The sequence below is a fragment of the Streptococcus cristatus genome, from assembly GCF_003943535.1.
GTDB classification, from domain to species: Bacteria; Bacillota; Bacilli; order Lactobacillales; family Streptococcaceae; genus Streptococcus; species Streptococcus cristatus_L.
Map to the genome: position 1 here is coordinate 268171 of NZ_RJPU01000002.1, position 15653 is coordinate 283823.

The 15653-nt window shown below is 40.7% G+C and carries 18 protein-coding genes; 15 read left to right on the forward strand and 3 right to left on the reverse strand.

Features of this window, described 5'->3' with window-relative positions; translation table 11 throughout:
* The first annotated feature begins 25 nt into the window (after nucleotides 1–25).
* Nucleotides 26–475 (forward strand): hypothetical protein, encoded by a 450-nt coding sequence (locus D8790_RS04500; protein ID WP_260470268.1) that lies wholly within the window; start codon nucleotides 26–28, stop codon nucleotides 473–475.
* 17 nt (nucleotides 476–492) lie between these two features.
* On the opposite strand, the gene D8790_RS04505 is transcribed toward D8790_RS04500, so the two are convergent.
* Both D8790_RS04505 and D8790_RS04510 read right to left on the reverse strand, forming a co-directional pair.
* Nucleotides 493–1269, reverse strand: coding sequence for an XRE family transcriptional regulator (locus tag D8790_RS04505; protein WP_125387724.1), 777 nt, complete (start codon nucleotides 1267–1269; stop codon nucleotides 493–495).
* Nucleotides 1270–1359: 90 nt separating this feature from the next.
* On the reverse strand, nucleotides 1360–2202 hold the full coding sequence (locus tag D8790_RS04510) for a DegV family protein (protein WP_125387725.1): 843 nt from the start codon (nucleotides 2200–2202) through the stop codon (nucleotides 1360–1362).
* Between the two features lie 126 nt (nucleotides 2203–2328).
* Between D8790_RS04510 and D8790_RS04515 the strand changes: the two genes are divergently transcribed.
* From D8790_RS04515 to D8790_RS04555, 7 genes are all read left to right on the forward strand, one after another.
* Nucleotides 2329–2901, forward strand: coding sequence for a TetR/AcrR family transcriptional regulator (locus D8790_RS04515; RefSeq protein WP_015605159.1), 573 nt, complete (start codon nucleotides 2329–2331; stop codon nucleotides 2899–2901).
* A 183-nt stretch (nucleotides 2902–3084) separates the two neighbouring features.
* Entirely contained in the window at nucleotides 3085–3426 is a 342-nt protein-coding gene (locus tag D8790_RS04520) for a LytTR family DNA-binding domain-containing protein (protein WP_125387726.1), read from the forward strand.
* 1 nt (nucleotide 3427) lies between these two features.
* Complete coding sequence (locus D8790_RS04525) at nucleotides 3428–4159, forward strand: response regulator transcription factor (RefSeq protein ID WP_125387727.1); 732 nt, start codon at nucleotides 3428–3430, stop codon at nucleotides 4157–4159.
* A gap of 32 nt (nucleotides 4160–4191) precedes the next feature.
* On the forward strand, nucleotides 4192–5526 hold the full coding sequence (locus tag D8790_RS04530) for a sensor histidine kinase (protein WP_125387728.1): 1335 nt from the start codon (nucleotides 4192–4194) through the stop codon (nucleotides 5524–5526).
* Between the two features lie 1094 nt (nucleotides 5527–6620).
* Nucleotides 6621–7484 (forward strand): ABC transporter ATP-binding protein, encoded by an 864-nt coding sequence (locus tag D8790_RS04540; protein ID WP_125387730.1) that lies wholly within the window; start codon nucleotides 6621–6623, stop codon nucleotides 7482–7484.
* On the forward strand, nucleotides 7481–8641 hold the full coding sequence (locus D8790_RS04545; RefSeq protein WP_125387731.1) for an ABC transporter permease subunit: 1161 nt from the start codon (nucleotides 7481–7483) through the stop codon (nucleotides 8639–8641). Before D8790_RS04540 ends, D8790_RS04545 begins: the two co-directional genes overlap by 4 nt.
* A gap of 349 nt (nucleotides 8642–8990) precedes the next feature.
* Entirely contained in the window at nucleotides 8991–9389 is a 399-nt protein-coding gene (locus tag D8790_RS04555) for a hypothetical protein (protein WP_125387733.1), read from the forward strand.
* A 244-nt stretch (nucleotides 9390–9633) separates the two neighbouring features.
* Here D8790_RS04555 and D8790_RS04565 read toward each other — a convergent pair whose 3' ends face one another.
* On the reverse strand, nucleotides 9634–9804 hold the full coding sequence (locus D8790_RS04565; protein WP_005590510.1) for a DUF3042 family protein: 171 nt from the start codon (nucleotides 9802–9804) through the stop codon (nucleotides 9634–9636).
* Between the two features lie 82 nt (nucleotides 9805–9886).
* On the opposite strand from D8790_RS04565, the gene miaA reads away from it, so the two are divergent.
* From miaA to D8790_RS04600, 7 genes are read left to right on the forward strand one after another with little or no spacing between them, the layout of a single operon-like run.
* Nucleotides 9887–10771 carry a tRNA (adenosine(37)-N6)-dimethylallyltransferase MiaA gene (miaA, locus tag D8790_RS04570; protein ID WP_125387734.1) on the forward strand — a complete coding sequence of 295 codons (885 nt, stop codon included), beginning with the start codon at nucleotides 9887–9889 and terminating at the stop codon, nucleotides 10769–10771.
* 31 nt (nucleotides 10772–10802) lie between these two features.
* Nucleotides 10803–12041 carry a GTPase HflX gene (gene hflX / locus D8790_RS04575; RefSeq protein ID WP_125387735.1) on the forward strand — a complete coding sequence of 413 codons (1239 nt, stop codon included), beginning with the start codon at nucleotides 10803–10805 and terminating at the stop codon, nucleotides 12039–12041.
* Nucleotides 12034–12657 (forward strand): cystathionine beta-lyase, encoded by a 624-nt coding sequence (locus tag D8790_RS04580; RefSeq protein ID WP_185761908.1) that lies wholly within the window; start codon nucleotides 12034–12036, stop codon nucleotides 12655–12657. Before hflX ends, D8790_RS04580 begins: the two co-directional genes overlap by 8 nt.
* Nucleotides 12658–12667: 10 nt before the next feature.
* Nucleotides 12668–13597: a ribonuclease Z gene (rnz, locus tag D8790_RS04585; RefSeq protein ID WP_125387737.1), complete on the forward strand. Its 930-nt coding sequence runs from the start codon at nucleotides 12668–12670 to the stop codon at nucleotides 13595–13597.
* 39 nt (nucleotides 13598–13636) lie between these two features.
* On the forward strand, nucleotides 13637–14128 hold the full coding sequence (locus D8790_RS04590) for a DUF7832 domain-containing protein (RefSeq protein ID WP_125387738.1): 492 nt from the start codon (nucleotides 13637–13639) through the stop codon (nucleotides 14126–14128).
* Nucleotides 14129–14152: 24 nt separating this feature from the next.
* Nucleotides 14153–14908, forward strand: coding sequence for an SDR family NAD(P)-dependent oxidoreductase (locus D8790_RS04595; protein ID WP_125387739.1), 756 nt, complete (start codon nucleotides 14153–14155; stop codon nucleotides 14906–14908).
* 6 nt (nucleotides 14909–14914) lie between these two features.
* Entirely contained in the window at nucleotides 14915–15625 is a 711-nt protein-coding gene (locus D8790_RS04600) for a class I SAM-dependent methyltransferase (RefSeq protein ID WP_125387740.1), read from the forward strand.
* Nucleotides 15626–15653 lie beyond the last annotated feature (28 nt).

Sequence of the window (15653 nt, forward strand, 5' to 3'; positions counted from 1 at the left end):
TAGGAATAGGAATAGGAATGAGTGGATGTGGCTAGATAAAGTGAATACATGGCTCAAGCGCCATGGTTTTCTAGCTTGGTTATTGGATTTCTCCGTCCTTATGCTTTTTGTAATGATTACGGGTATCCTAGTTTTTCAAATTCCCTTCCTCCCTACATATTTAAAGAGTAATTATGTTTTTCCTTTGTTTATAAATATTCTTGTTTTACTGTACTATGCCTATGGTTCTATCCTACGTGAAAATAGTGTAAAGAGGGTCACTTCTTTGAAAGACTTAGTCAATCCTCTCCTTTATATAAATCCTATGGTTCTTTTGCTACATTACTTTGGAGTGAGGAGCCGCCGTCATAGACCTTTGCTACCACTGCCTACTTTGGACCATCGCTATGTCTGGTTCCCAATTGCCACTTATATTATTTTCTTTCTGATAGTAGTAGTCATCACGATTGCAAGCAAAGGAAGTAAGAAAAAATAGAAAAGCCGCTTTATGTACTAAAGTGGCTTTTGTGCTTGTTCTGATAAATCTAAGGGCATAAAGGCAGCCATGACACGGCCGATGACCTTGGGTTCTTCTTGATGCGGGATAAATTTATCGCTGTATTTTTTATTGAGAGAGATGAGGCGGATGCCAGTTGGGTCATTGAAAACTCTTTTCAGAATCGTCTGACCGTCGTAATCGATGGCATAGATAGCGCCAGCAAACTCAAAATGTGTATTCTTGATGAGTGCCACAGAACCTTCCGGATACTTGGGTTCCAGCGAATCGGTCCGAATCCAGAGGGCAATATCATAGTCAAGCTCTTTGTCTAACCAGACGATGTCAGCTTGTTCAGGCTTGTTCAAGAAAGTCTGGTAGCTTTCATAGACCTTGTAAGGAAAATAGTCATCTTTTAATCTTTCCTCAGTCGTTTGATTTTCCAGCTCTTTTTTGGCAAAGTCTGTCACAGCTTGCTTGCGGCTTTGGTCTAGGGATTGGAAAATATCCGTGAACTCTAGCGAAAATGGTGTAGGGCTATGAACAGATAAATAGCGAGGATCCAGCTCTTGAACATCCATATCAAAGAAGTCTGCAATTTTCTGCATATTTTCGAGGACAGGTAGGGAATTTCCTTTGATATAGCCAGTAAGAGTGCTGGCTGGGATTCCTGTTCCTCGGGAAAGTTCGATTTGTTTGATTTGCTTTTGCTTCAATAAAGTTTTGATTTTTTTAGAAATGAGCCGCATTGCCTCCTTATCCTGGGGGCTAGCGACACCGCGTCCTCTGGCCATGATATTCACTCCTTTTCTTTCTTCTATTTTAACGAATTAAATCGAAAAAGTAAAGAGCTGAATACGGATATTCAGCTCAAAAGGAGAGGATTAAATTTCGTAGCCCATCAAGAGGCCGCCTTCTTCTGCGTAAAAGCTGCAAAGTCCAGAAGTTGGTAGGAATGAAATGTCGGCAGCTGGGAATTTTTCCTTGATAACTTCCGAAAATTGCTGGCAAAATTTCTCGTTATTGCGGTGAGCAATGATAATGCGGCCGCCCTTATATCCAGCTTTCAGAACTTCATCCACTGCAGCAGTCAGAGCCTTTTTAGCCCCTCTAGCTTTTTGGAGAAGCTCCAGAGTACCAGTATCGCTGGCTTCGCCGACCATGCGAATATTGAGGAGGCCGACAACCGCACCGATTAGCTTGCTGAGACGACCATTTTTGACCAGATTATCTACCTTAGCCAGGACAAAGAGAAGCTTTGTGTTTTTTTGGTAGTGGGTAATGGCTTCCACGACTTGCTCGAAAGAAAGTCCTTCTTTGATGAGGTCGTTCAATTTTCTAACAATCAGATCAACCTCGCCACCAGCCGAAAGACTGTCAATAACATGGATATTTGCTGTTGGGTTTTCTTCTAAGAAGAGCTTTTTGGCTAGCTGGGCGCTATTGTGGCTACCAGAAAGGGAGCCTGTAATCGTCACGACAAAGATATTTTCAGCCCCTTCAAAGCTTCTGAGGTAGTCATCAGGGCTTGGGCAGGCTGATTTTGAAGCACTTGAAGTAGCATACATTTTTTCCATCATGTCATCAATATTGAGATGAGCGTTATCCACAAAAATCTCATTATCAATCTGAATGGTCAGTGGCACACTCTCAAACCTTGTCTGGTTAGCCAAATCAGCAATCTCACGGTAGTCACAGCCAGAATCGGCAACAATTTTCCAAGTCATTTGGGTTCTCCTGCTCTATCAGTTCTATACATTGACAAAAAACTTGTCTTTTCTTACAATTATAACATGAAGATGCTTTGATATAAAGCCTTAATTCTCAGCTGATACAGGAAGAAAGAAATTGTTATGGCGGAAAAGAAAATATCAGAAAAATCCCTTGCAAATTTAAAAACTTATAATCAAGAATCCAATCGAATTACAAAGGAATCCTTGGAAATTTCTCTGATGCAACTGCTAGAGAAGAAGGATTTGAAAAAGATTACCATCTCTGAGTTAGTCGAACGGGCTGGGGTTTCGCGCGCAGCCTTTTATCGAAACTATAGCTCCAAAGAAGAAATTCTAGAGGGGATTTTCAAAAATACGGTTCAAGGAATTGTCGACAAGCTGGAGCAGTTTAATTTCAAAACAGAAATGTACCAGATTTGGCTTTTTCTTTTTAAGGAAGCCAAGAAGGAGGCGCGTGTCATTAGTCTGGCTATTGACTATAATTTTGAAAAGTTGCTGACGCAGGCGGTCTTTGATTTCCTTGAAAAGCGCAGCAAAGGTGGGAAAAAGACAGCTAATTCCTATATGAATTCATTCTGGAGTTCTGCGGTTGTCTCCGTGCTTTCCAAATGGATCAAAGAAGGCATGAAGGTTCCAGCTGAAAAGATTGCTGCATTGGGCATGCCCCTTTTCCCACAGAAAAAGAAAAAGTAAGAGTTTATACAACTGTTTGGCACCAATATATCAGACTGAAATAATAGATCGTAAAAACTTACCTAACAAGTAAGTTTTTACTTAGTGCTTCTGAGACCATTTAAGACTTCTCAGCTACCATTTAGGATTTGGGAGTCATTTGTGATGCTACCTGTGCTATGCTAGAGCAACGGAGGTAGACAAATGGCTACTATTATAATCAAAGATGGCAGCACTCTTCGAAAGCTGGATCTTTCGACAATTTACTATATCCAGTCCCATCCTCAAAAGCCTCACATCGTTCTTATCGTCACTGGACAAGACAACTACAGCCTTAGGGCTTCTCTGACTGAGTTGGCTAAGCTCTATCCTGATGCGCTGGTTCACTGTAATCGTCAAACACTGGTCAATTTAGGCAAGGTCCAAGGATTGGACAGGGAGCGTAAAAGATTGTTTTTTGAGCAGTCTGACTTGGGAGATATTGTCTGCTCAAGGCGTCATTTAACCAGTCTCATCAAGCGCTGGTCTCAGGAAGGAAGAAAATAAGATGAAAATTTTTGTATTAGAAGACGATCTTAAGCAACAAGCCTATATGGAGTCAACCATTCAGAGAATTTTGGAAAAGAACGGCTGGGAATGCCAGTTTTTAGAAATCTACGGCAAGCCGGACATGCTAATTGATGCAGTAAGGGAACGGGGGAGCCATCAGATTTTCTTTTTGGATATTGAGATTAAGCAAGAGACGCAGAAGGGGCTAGAGGTTGCAGGAAAGATTCGCAAGTTGGACCCCTATGCTCTGATTGTATTTGTGACGACTCACTCAGAATTTCTGCCCTTGACTTTTCGCTATCAGGTATCAGCTTTTGACTTTATTGACAAAGGTTTACCTGAGGAGGATTTTATCAAGCAGATTGAGCAGGACTTGGCCTATCTTTACGAGAGAAAGGACAGTTTTCAAGCTGAGGAAACTTTTCTCTTTGAAAATTCCAAATCAGATTTTCAGGTGCCTTTTAATGAAATCTATTATTTTGAGACATCAGAAGTGCCTCATAGACTAGTTCTCTATACCAAGAAAGAGCGCATCGAATTTTACGGACAGCTTTCTGAGATTACAAAGCAGGACAAGCGTCTCTATCGGTGTCATCGCTCTTATGTGCTCAATCCAGCGAATATCTCACAGCTAGATAAGATAGAAAACATAGCCTATTTTCCTAATGGCGCTAGTTGCTATGTATCACGCCTCAAGATGAAAGGATTACGGACAGCTTTAAGGCAGTAGGGAAGTAATATGATAGAAGTGGGAGAGGAATTATGCCAAGAATAATACAAGTTGTTTTACTTGTTTTCGAAATGATAGCTCTGTCTTTCTTATTTTCACATATCAGTGGAATTAAGTTGACATGGATTAAGTACGTCTTAATACCTTTTGTTTATATATTTTTTAATATTCTACTTTTTATCTTATTTAGTGAAACTTTTTTAACTTACTTAGATCTTCCAGTTTATTTTTTAATTTTTTCTTTATTATTAACTAGACAGAGTTCTATTCCTATAACGTTATCTATCTTTTATGGTCTTTTCCCAGTTGTTCTTTGGAATCTTCTATATCGTATATTAACTTTTTTTGTTATTCCTATTTTCGGTTTGGAATATAACCAACTAATAAATGAAGAACAGCTTATTTTAAATATTACGGCTTTTGTAGCTAGTTTACTATCGTTATGGATTCCAAGTTTACTACATTATAAATTTAAGCGGTTAAGAGAATTTAGATTAAATGAGGCTGATAAACACCTAGTCATTTTCCTTAATATATCCATGATTTTTTATATTGTATTTGTACAATTTTTCTCTTATTTAGAAATAACTCATAATGTGGTTAATTTGCCATATAGAAAATTAATTGTGATAATTTATATTATTCTCTTTCTAAGTTCGGTAAATATCCTAGACCGTAATTTGCGAGAGCGAATTCAACAGCAGTTAAGTGAACAAAGAGAGTTACAATTGAGAAATATGTCCGATTACAGTCAGCATATTGAAGAACTTTATAATGAGTTGCGAAGTTTTCGGCATGATTACATCAATATTTTAAGGAGTCTGAAGTTGGGAATTGATACGCATGATTTACCAGCCATCGAGCAGATTTATAACCAAGTTCTTAAAGACTCAGGTCAAGCGCTCAACCAATCTAAATATGATTTGGGTCGTCTGTCCAATATCCACAATGATGCTCTCAAGAGCGTCTTGTCAGCAAAATTTTTAGAAGCTCAGAGCAAGGGAATAGAAATTGGCTTGGAAGTTCCTCAAGAAATCAAACCTCAAGGAATGGAGTTGCTCGATTTTATCACGATTGTTTCCATATTGGCTGATAATGCTATGGAAGCAGCAGTGGAGACTAGTCATCCAGTGGTTTCTTTTGCCTTTTTGGAGCAGGAAAATAGACAGATTTTTATTGTTGAGAATACAATAAAAGAGTTTTCTATCTATTCCGATACTATTTTTAAAAAGGGATTTAGCACTAAAGGAGAAAATAGAGGGCTTGGTCTCTCCAATGTTCAAAATATTATTAGCCACTATCCCAATGTTTCTCTGCGTACCACTAGTCATGATTACTCTTTTAGACAAGAGTTGGAGATAAAATGAATTTATTAGATTGCGAATGATTAGATTTTCCACTTGATTTAACTCAATGAGAGTAACAAGAACTGTTTATGAGTAAAAAAAGACAATTTAAGGTTTTTAGTGCCACACCTGTTTAAAAGTGCTATAATTAATATAGGGTTTAAGAATACGAAGGCACTAAGAGAAATGCCTTGTTTAGAGACAAATATAACTTAATTCAAACTGTTGTCTGGTTATTTGTTATTTAATTGTTAGGAGTGACAAGAAATGAAGAAATTATATAGCAATACATACCTAATGCGATTTTTAACTGCCCAGCTTCCTAGTCTGGCTGTATTCGTTATGATTTTAAGTAACCAGATTTTTAAAACATCGCTTCTAGTCCAGATTTGTTTTTATTTGATACTTGTGAGCAATCTTGTGTTGAATCTTTATTTTATGGACCAAATAAAAAAAGAAAGTAGTTCCGACATCTTATCAAACCAAATTTTCTTTACTATTTTGACTTTGGCTCTGTTTATATTTAGTTCTTACAGACTGATAACGATTAGTGATGAATTTCAAAAATTAATTGCTCTGATATCCACTATTCTATTATTTATCTTACTTATTCTACTTATTTGGGGAATAAAATATGCCAAGATGGTTAATAGAAAACATAAAACAAATTAGATTTGCTAAATTGAACAGTCTATCGCTATACTCTCTCTGTCTTACTTTTTTGTGATGTTTTCTAAGAATATTTCTTACAACATTTTTCCAAGAAGACGATACGGAATATCCTGCTGGTCAATTCTTTCTTATGCTCTTTGTAATTTAAATTTTATTATTTTAGTAAAATCAGCATTTGCTTCCAGCAAGTGCTGTGTTTTTTTCTTCAAATGACCATTTAGGATGAAATACAGACTGTTTATGATTTTCGGCTTGTTATTTGAAGAAAGTGCGCTATAATCTAAGCAGGTTAAGATTGACTTTGCAAATGGTTGAAGTCTGTTAAGACAAAAAACTTTTAATCAAAAATTTATGTTATAATAACAGTATAATCGTCGTTTGTAATTTTGGGAAAAAGGTGATTTGCTATCTCTAATGGCACTTTTTTGGAATGGAGGGCATCTATGAAATTAGAAATGATAGGCATTAGCAAGAACTATGGCTCTAAGTCTGTGCTCAAAGGTATTTCCTGCGAATTTACTGAGGGAGTTTATGGTTTGCTTGGGGCAAATGGTACGGGTAAGACGACCCTGATGAATATCATTTGTGATCTCATAAAGCCGAGCCAAGGAAGGATAAAGTGTGATGGGGCATCACATACAGAAGAGTATATCCAGTATCTTGGATTCTTGCCACAAGATTTTTCTTATTATCATAACTTTACTGGGCTCGATTTCCTTTTATATATGGCCGCTCTTAAGGGAATGACGAAGAAACAAGCCAGAGTAGAGAGCGATAAGTTTTTGAAACTTACTGGTTTATACGATGTTCGGAAAAAGAAGATTGCTTCCTATTCGGGTGGTATGAAGCAAAGACTTGGCATTGCGCAGGCACTTCTCAATCATCCCAAAATATTGATTTTAGATGAGCCAACCGTGGGATTGGATCCCAAGGAAAGGGTGAAATTCAGAAATATTATCAGTGAGCTATCGGCTGATAAAATCTTTCTCTTATCTACCCATATCGTATCGGATGTAGAAGCGATAGCCAAGGAAATCCTAATCCTAAAAGATGGAAATTTTGTGGAGAGAGGTAGTGCTAAGGAACTTCTTTCACTTATCGAGGGGCAAGTTTGGGAATTTCGTGTTTCCGAGCGTGAGTGGCAGCGTTTTGCAAAGGATTATGTAATTGTGAATGAGCGGATAGAACCAGACGGTATCGTCTTGCGGGTTATTAGCGATGAGAGTCCTGTCGAAGGAGCGCAAGGGGTGATTCCAAGTTTGGAAGATTTGTATATTTATTACTTTAGAGAGGAGGTAAATGGATGATAGCATTAGTTCCTTTTGAATTGAAGAAATTATTAAAAAAGAAGTCAGTTTTAGGTGCAGTACTGGCTATTATATTGGTTTTAGCTGGATTGTTTTATGCAAATTTTTTTAATGATGGACAAATTAGCGGATCTTCAGCTGATCGAATACATGGGAAACAAGCAGTTGTGATCAAACAAAAGATTGCTGAAGAGCATACTGGTTATTTATCTGATGATTTAATGGATAAAATCGTTAATGACTATGCAGCCAATATGCCCTATTTCAAACAGAATGACTTGTATGATATGTTTTCCTGGTATGCCATTGATCGTCTCGTCTCAAATTCTCAAGAAATTTTAACAGATACCTATAAATCTGATGATGTCTTACATTATGACCGGATTAGCCTCAAGTCGCAAGAAGAGCTGCAGTCTCATTTCCCTTTAAAAACGTTAAAGCTGGGAAATTTTGCTCCTTGGCATAAGTTGTTTAATACCTTAAATGCTGCTTTTAGTTTAATGGTGGTATTTGTAATCTATATTTGCTGCTCTGTTTTCTCAGGTGATCGAGCAAGAAAGATGGATTCATTACTTTTGACAACTAAATATGGTCGCAATCAGTTAACGATTGCAAAAATCGTATCTGTTTTTGGAATTGCTACTTTAACATTTGTCCTTGTTAATAGTCTTGTTTTACTGGTGTTTGGGACCTACTTCGGTTGGAGTGGGTGGGATACCAGCGTCCAGATGAACTTGGAGTGGATTTCGACCATTTATAATATTTTGCAATTTCCTGTCCATATGAATCTCTTAGAATTGTTGATTCGCCTTATTCTATTCCAGTTTGTTGGTTTACTCTTTATTCTTGGGGTGATGGTTCTCATATCTAGTTTGACAAAGTCGCCGCTAGCAACATTTGCAAGTTCTGTAGGGATGTTCTTGGCGCCAGACTTTTTGATGAATATCTTCAGAGATGGTCTGATGAATAAGATACTAACTATTTTTTCAATTTCAACTGATGGAACGGAAGGAATCTTATTGAAACTTTCCAATAGCAAAGGATTTTTCTTCAATGATTTTACTGCAAATGGTGTCAGCGTGATCATGATCCGGCTCTCTCTCATGCTCCTCTGCTGTCTGATGACTTATCGGATCATCCGAAAAAGAGGACTTTAAACTAACTGTTGTCTATTTTAGAAAAGCAGTTCCGCTTTTCTAATGGAATATACAAGGAAAAAAGAGGTCACTAATATGGAAAAGAAATTGTTTTTAAAAATTTCTCTGCTTATATCTTTTATGCTAACGGCAGGAGGTCTATTATTAACACTCTTTAATTATTTATTTTTTAATTATCCGTTTTTAAACCAAACTACGGTAGGCCTAATTGTCTCGTTTTTAATGGTTTTGCTTATATTTTTTAGTTCTCATCATAGAGATAAGGATTGATTTTTTGATTACTTGAGAATAAAAAGAAAAAAACTGTTAAAGACATTCTTTGAATTTATCCTTTAAAGGAGTTGATTTTATGACTAATACTAGGCGAGCAGTAGTTGCTACGAGCTTAGGTTTCATCTTATTATTAGCAGTGGGAATTCTACTGCGGATTCGCTTTGGGAGCATGGTCTTTTTGCTAAGTCTATTCTGTTATGCGGAAGCCTTTATCATTTGGTACGCGAAAAGTAAGTCTAAGTCGCAGATCAGTGGCAGTCGGAGCATTGAACTCTTCTGGCTTTATATCAAGCAGTTGAAAATCTTTTATGTCACAATTTTGTGTCTTGCAATTCCCTTCGTGTCCCTGTCTTCTGACCCCACTTATGATTTGTTTTTTGTGCTTGGCTTGTTAGTATTTTCGCTCTTAAGCAATTATATCTTTAGCTCTCATGGTGTTCAGCCATCTAAGAAAGAGAGAAATGTAAAAGATTAATTGTTTTAGCTGTAGCAGTTATTCAGCTTGCTGTTTTCTACAAAAGAAAAGAGGCTGGGACAAAAGTCCTAGCCTCTCAATTGTCTTTGGAATGTTGAGCAAGACGCAGTGGTTGAGTGGGCTCTACTACGCTGATTTCATCAGCTTTTACAGCCCTACTCAACTGTGCGGAGGTGGGACGACGAAATCGAATTCTAACGAATTACCGATTTCTGTCCCACTCTCTTTTGTAAAATGTGCAGGCTTAGTGTGCTACACGTTTGCGAGCGGCTTTCTTACGGTTTTCTTCGATGAAAGCTGCTTTTTGTTCCTCAGGTTCGATGACTTTTTTCTTAAAGGCATAGACTGCACCAGCAAGGGCAGCGACAGTACCTGCTACACCTGTAAGAACGCCTTTTCCAAATCCTTTAGCCATGTGATTTCTCCTTTTCTGAACTTTTATTATTTATGTTATAATTAATAGTAACGAAAAATCAAAATTTTTTCAAGGAAAAAAGATGAAAACCAAAATAATTGTGATAGTGGGGCCGACGGCGGTCGGAAAAACGGCTCTGAGTATCGAGGTAGCCAAGCGCTTCAATGGCCAAATCATCAGCGGAGATAGCCAGCAGGTCTATCGCGGCTTGGATATTGGCACGGCTAAGATTCGTCCTGAGGAGCAGGAGGGCATTCCACACCATCTGCTGGATGTGCGGGAGGTCGGCGAGAGCTATTCGGCCTATGATTTTGTGACTGAGGCGGCTCAGGCTATTCGTGAGATTGCGGCTCAAGGTCAGCTTCCCATCATATGCGGCGGTACGGGGCTCTACATCCAGAGCTTGCTCGAGGGCTACCATCTGGGCGGATCCGCCTCTCATGAGGAGATTCTGGCCTATCGGGCGCAGCTGGACAGTTGGTCGGATGAGGCTTTGTTTGGGAAAATAGCAGAGCTGGGTATCGAGATTCCACAGATAAATCGACGCAGAGCTATGAGGGCGCTGGAAATTGCCCATCTGGGCGGTTCGTTAGAAAACAATCAACCAGACTATGAAGCCCTACTAATTTGCCTAGATGATGAACGAGAAAAACTTTATGAGCGAATCAATCAGCGAGTGGATCTGATGATAGAAGCCGGACTTTTAGAAGAAGCTCGCTGGCTGTATGAGCAGGCTCCAACCTGTCAAGCTAGCAAGGGCATCGGCTACAAGGAACTTTTTCCCTACTTTGAAGGCCAGATAAGCCTAGAGGAAGCGGTGGATAAGCTCAAGCAGAACACCCGCCGTTTTGCCAAGCGCCAGCTGACTTGGTTTCGAAATCGGATGTCCGTGACCTTCTATCAGGTGGGAAATCCAGACTACAAAGAGCAGGTTATGGAAGACATCAAGAATTTTTTGGACAAATAGCTGGCTGACCAAGTTTTAATAAGGATATGAAATGATAGAAACAGAGAAAAAAATAGAGCGTGTCTTTCTGGTCGGTGTGGAACTAGCAGACACGGAAAATTTTGACCTATCCATGGAGGAGCTGCAAAGTCTAGCTGAGACTGCTGGAGCTGAGGTAGTCGGCTCCTATAGCCAGAAGCGGGAAAAGTATGATAGCAAGACCTTTGTCGGTTCTGGTAAGTTAGAAGAGATCCGGCAGATGGTTGATGCTGAAGAGATTTCGACCGTTATTGTCAATAACCGTCTGACACCTCGGCAAAATGTCAATCTGGAGGAAAGCTTGGGAGTTAAGGTCATTGACCGTATGCAGCTGATTTTGGATATTTTTGCCATGAGGGCTAGGAGTCATGAGGGAAAACTTCAGGTGCATCTGGCCCAGCTCAAATACCTGCTACCTCGCTTGGTTGGGCAGGGTATTATGCTTAGCCGTCAGGCTGGTGGAATTGGCTCTCGCGGACCTGGTGAAAGTCAGCTGGAGCTCAATCGACGTAGTGTCCGCAATCAGATTCATGATATTGAGCGCCAGCTCAAGGCAGTGGAGAAAAATCGGGCAACCGTTCGTGAAAAACGGCTGGAATCTAGTATTTTCAAAATCGGCCTCATCGGTTATACCAATGCTGGCAAGTCTACGATCATGAACTGCTTGACCAGCAAGAGCCAGTATGAGGCGGACGAACTCTTTGCGACGCTAGACGCCACTACTAAGAACATCAACCTCAGTGGCCAGCTCAATGTCACTCTGACGGACACAGTTGGCTTCATTCAGGATTTGCCGACAGAGCTGGTATCTAGCTTTAAATCCACACTGGAAGAGAGTAAAAATGTCGATTTGCTGGTCCATGTCATTGATGCCAGCGACCCTCACCATGAGGAGCATGAAAAGACTGTCCTCGACATCATGAAAGAGCTAGACATGCTGGATATTCCTCGGCTGACTCTTTATAACAAAGCAGACAAGGCAGAGGATTTCACTCCGACCCTGACTCCTTATTCTTTGATTTCGGCTAAGGCTGACAATAGCAGAGCTCTTTTGCAGCAAGTCCTGCTGGAGCGGATGAAAGAGCTCTTTGTGCCTTTTACCATCAAGGTAGCTCCGGCTAAGGCCTACAAGATTCATGATTTAGAAAAAGTCGCAATTATCGGAAATCGAGAATACATAGACGATGTCGAAGCTATTTCAGGCTGGATTGCCGAGAAAAATAAATGGAAACTGGAAGAATTTTATGACTGATTATATTGACTTAGCCCTCCAATACGGCGGTTTTACTAGCCTAGACAGGGTCTACTTAGAGCAAGTGTTGGATGGCCTGACAGAGGAGCAGAAGCGGAACTTCATCACACCGCCGCCCAGCGTTATCAATGCTTACTTCGCTGAGCTTTATCAAAAGAAAAGTCCGGAAGCCGCAACAGCTTATTTTCTAGAAATTACGCAAGCGCTGGACTTATGGAATGCGGAGCCTAGCTTTGTAGAAAACAAGCCTTTTGTCCGGCTTAATCTTTCTGGTAAGTCCTATGGATTTTGCTTTGAGAGCGAGGAAGTCGGCTTGGTCTTCCCTGAAAAGCCAGAGTCGGTAACAGCTGACCTGCTCTTTGAAATCGCGCAAGTCTTCCCACAGTACTTGGTCTACGAAGAGGCTGGGAGAATAAAAATGGTACCTCTCAAAGCTGAATCTCAAGTCGTGGACAGTCAGGCGCTGACTGCCTTGACTGATTGGCAGCAGCTGGCGGATGGCAGCCAGAGAGTTCTGGGCTACAATCAAGATGAAGTCAGTCAGCTGGCCCAGTCCTATGCTGGCAAAAAATACTATCACTCGCAGAATCGCTCTGCCATGATTTATATCATTTAGGAAGAAAAATATGCAATTACAATTTTTAGGAACCGGAGCCGGTCAGCCGTCCAAGGCCCGCAATGTGTCTAGTCTTGTCCTCAAGCTTTTGGAGGAAATCAATGAAGTCTGGATGTTTGACTGTGGAGAAGGCACCCAGAATCAAATTTTGGAAACCACCATCAAACCTCGTAAGATTTCAAAGATTTTCATCACGCATCTGCATGGTGACCATATTTTTGGCTTGCCGGGTTTCCTCTCTAGTCGAGCTTTTCAGGCCAATGAAGAGCAGACGGATTTGGAAATTTATGGACCAGTCGGTATCAAAAGCTTTGTGATGACAAGCTTGCGCGTGTCTGGTTCTCGCCTGCCTTATCGGATTGATTTTCATGAGTTTGATGAAAACAGTCTGGGTAAGATTTTAGAAACGGACAAGTTTACTGTTTATGCGGATAAGCTAGACCACACGATTTTCTGCGTGGGTTATCGGGTGATGCAGAAAGATTTGGAAGGAACGCTGGATGCCGACAAGCTGCGCGAGGCGGGCGTTCCTTTTGGTCCTCTCTTTGGAAAAGTCAAGAATGGTCAGGACATCGTCCTAGAAGATGGTACCAAAATCATCGCAGCCGATTATATCTCAGCTCCTCGCCCGGGTAAGACCATTACCATTTTGGGTGACACCAGAAAGACCGATTCAAGTGTTCGCTTGGCTGTGGCGGCAGATGTACTGGTCCATGAAGCAACCTATGGCAAGGGAGATGAAAAACTTGCCCGCAATCACGGTCATTCTACCAATATGCAAGCCGCAGAAGTAGCCAAGGAGGCCGGCGCTAAGCGCCTCCTCCTCAATCATATCAGTGCTCGCTTTCTAGCCAAGGACATCAGCCAAATGCGGCGCGATGCCAGTGCTGTCTTTGACAATGTCCACGTGGTCAAGGATTTGGAAGAAGTTGAGTTATAATTTTACAGTCTCGGATAGTTTCGTTGAGAGGAAAATAAAATGGCAGTTGAAAATCGTTTATTAGATAAAGCTGATTGGTATTTTGAGGATGCATTAACCAACTATCTTTACAGCTACCAATTACAAAATGAGGAATTGACACAAGATGATTACCGAGAGATTCACCGTTGGGCTGCGAATCATATTGGCTTTTTCGTTACTTGGCTCATCCAGCATGATGCAAAAGAAATGATGACTCCTGATGAAGAAGCACCACTCCAAAGTGTCAAAGACGAGCAAACTTTGGGTGTGGATTATGTTCTAGACTGGTGTGACGGAAAATTAGGAACAATGGATGTCAAAAAGGACTTTCAGGCTTTTGTGAACAATTATTATGAACATCAGTACATGAAGGATTATTCCGAATTTGTAGTCAATGACTTGTACGACCTACCTTTGGAATTTTTAGGTGGCTGGGAGGATTATCATCTTTTTGCTCCGGTCATTGATCAAGCTTATGCTGACTATTTAGCTGGAAAAAGATTTCATTAAATTAACAACACGAAAGGCAGAACAATGCGTACCATCATCATCACAGGAGCTAGCGGTGGGCTGGCTCAGGAAATGGTTCAGCTCTTGCCCCATGACCGACTGATTTTGGTTGGACGGAGCAAGGCTAAGCTGGAAAAACTATATGGAGAAAAAGACAATCTTGACCTAGTGGAGCTGGATATTACAGACAGCTCGGCTTTGGAAAGTTTTGCTGAGCGGATTGACAGTCAGTACGGACGCGTAGATGTCCTAGTCAATAACGCTGGCTATGGAATTTTTGAAGAATTTGACAAAATCAGCTCCAGTGATATTGAGGCCATGTTTGAGGTCAATACCTTTGCCCTGATGAACCTGTCTCGTATCTTTGGAGCTCGCATGAAGCAGGCAGGTCAAGGACATATCATCAATATCGTTAGTATGGCCGGCCTCATTGCAAGTAGCAAGTCCAGTCTTTACTCAGCGACCAAGTTTGCTGCTATTGGTTTTTCCAATGCCCTGCGTTTGGAGCTTCTGCCTTTTGGGGTCTATGTCACGACGGTAAATCCCGGTCCTATCAAAACAGCCTTTTTCGATCAGGCAGATCCTGACGGTTCCTATGTGAAAGCAGTAGACAAATATATGCTTGAGCCAGACTTTGTAGCAGGCAAAATTGTCAGCTCCTTTGGCAAAAAGAAGCGGGAAATTAATTTACCTGGCATTCTCAATCTAGCCCACAAGCTTTATACACTTTTTCCAAGAATGGCCGACAAGATGGCAGCCAATATGTTTAACTATAAGTGAGGTTTCATGACAGCTAATCTACAAGCCTACAAGGCTCATCTGCAAGCACCTTGGGGCAAACTGCAGTATGATATTGTTTTTGCCTTTCTTAAATTGCTGAAGGGACAGAAAATTCTGGATTTCGGTAGCGGTTTTGGGATTGTGGCTGATTTTCTAGCGGAAAAGAACCAAGTAACTGCCATCGAGCCGAACTCAGAAATGATTGCTGAGCGCAAGGAGGACTTTTCCTATGAGCAATTGCAAGGTAGCCTAGAAGTTCTGCAAACATTGCCAGACCAGTCTTTTGATGTCATCGTCTGTCATAATGTCTTAGAGTATGTGTCCGATCCAGCCCTCTATTTAGCAGAATTTTCTCGCCTCTTAAAAAAGGACGGCAAAATTTCTCTGGTCAAGCATCACGAGGTTGGGCGGATTATGCATACGGTGGTTTTTGAAAATGACCCAGAAAAGGCTCAGCAGCTTTTAGCGGGTCTGGAATATCAAACCCACAGCATGGGAGCTGCAAAGGTCTATCAGGTTCAAGATGTGATTTCAGGTCTTCCGTTAGAAGTTGAGGATTATCAAGGAGTACGGATTTTTTACGGGCTGCAATCCAATGACTATAAAACGGCCCCTGACTGGGCTGAAAAGATGCTTGAAATGGAGCTGGCTGTCTGCAATCAATCACCTTATCGAGACATCGCTGCCTTTCAGCATGTTTGGCTGAGCAAGCACTAAATCTATTTATTAAACATAATCTTCCTAG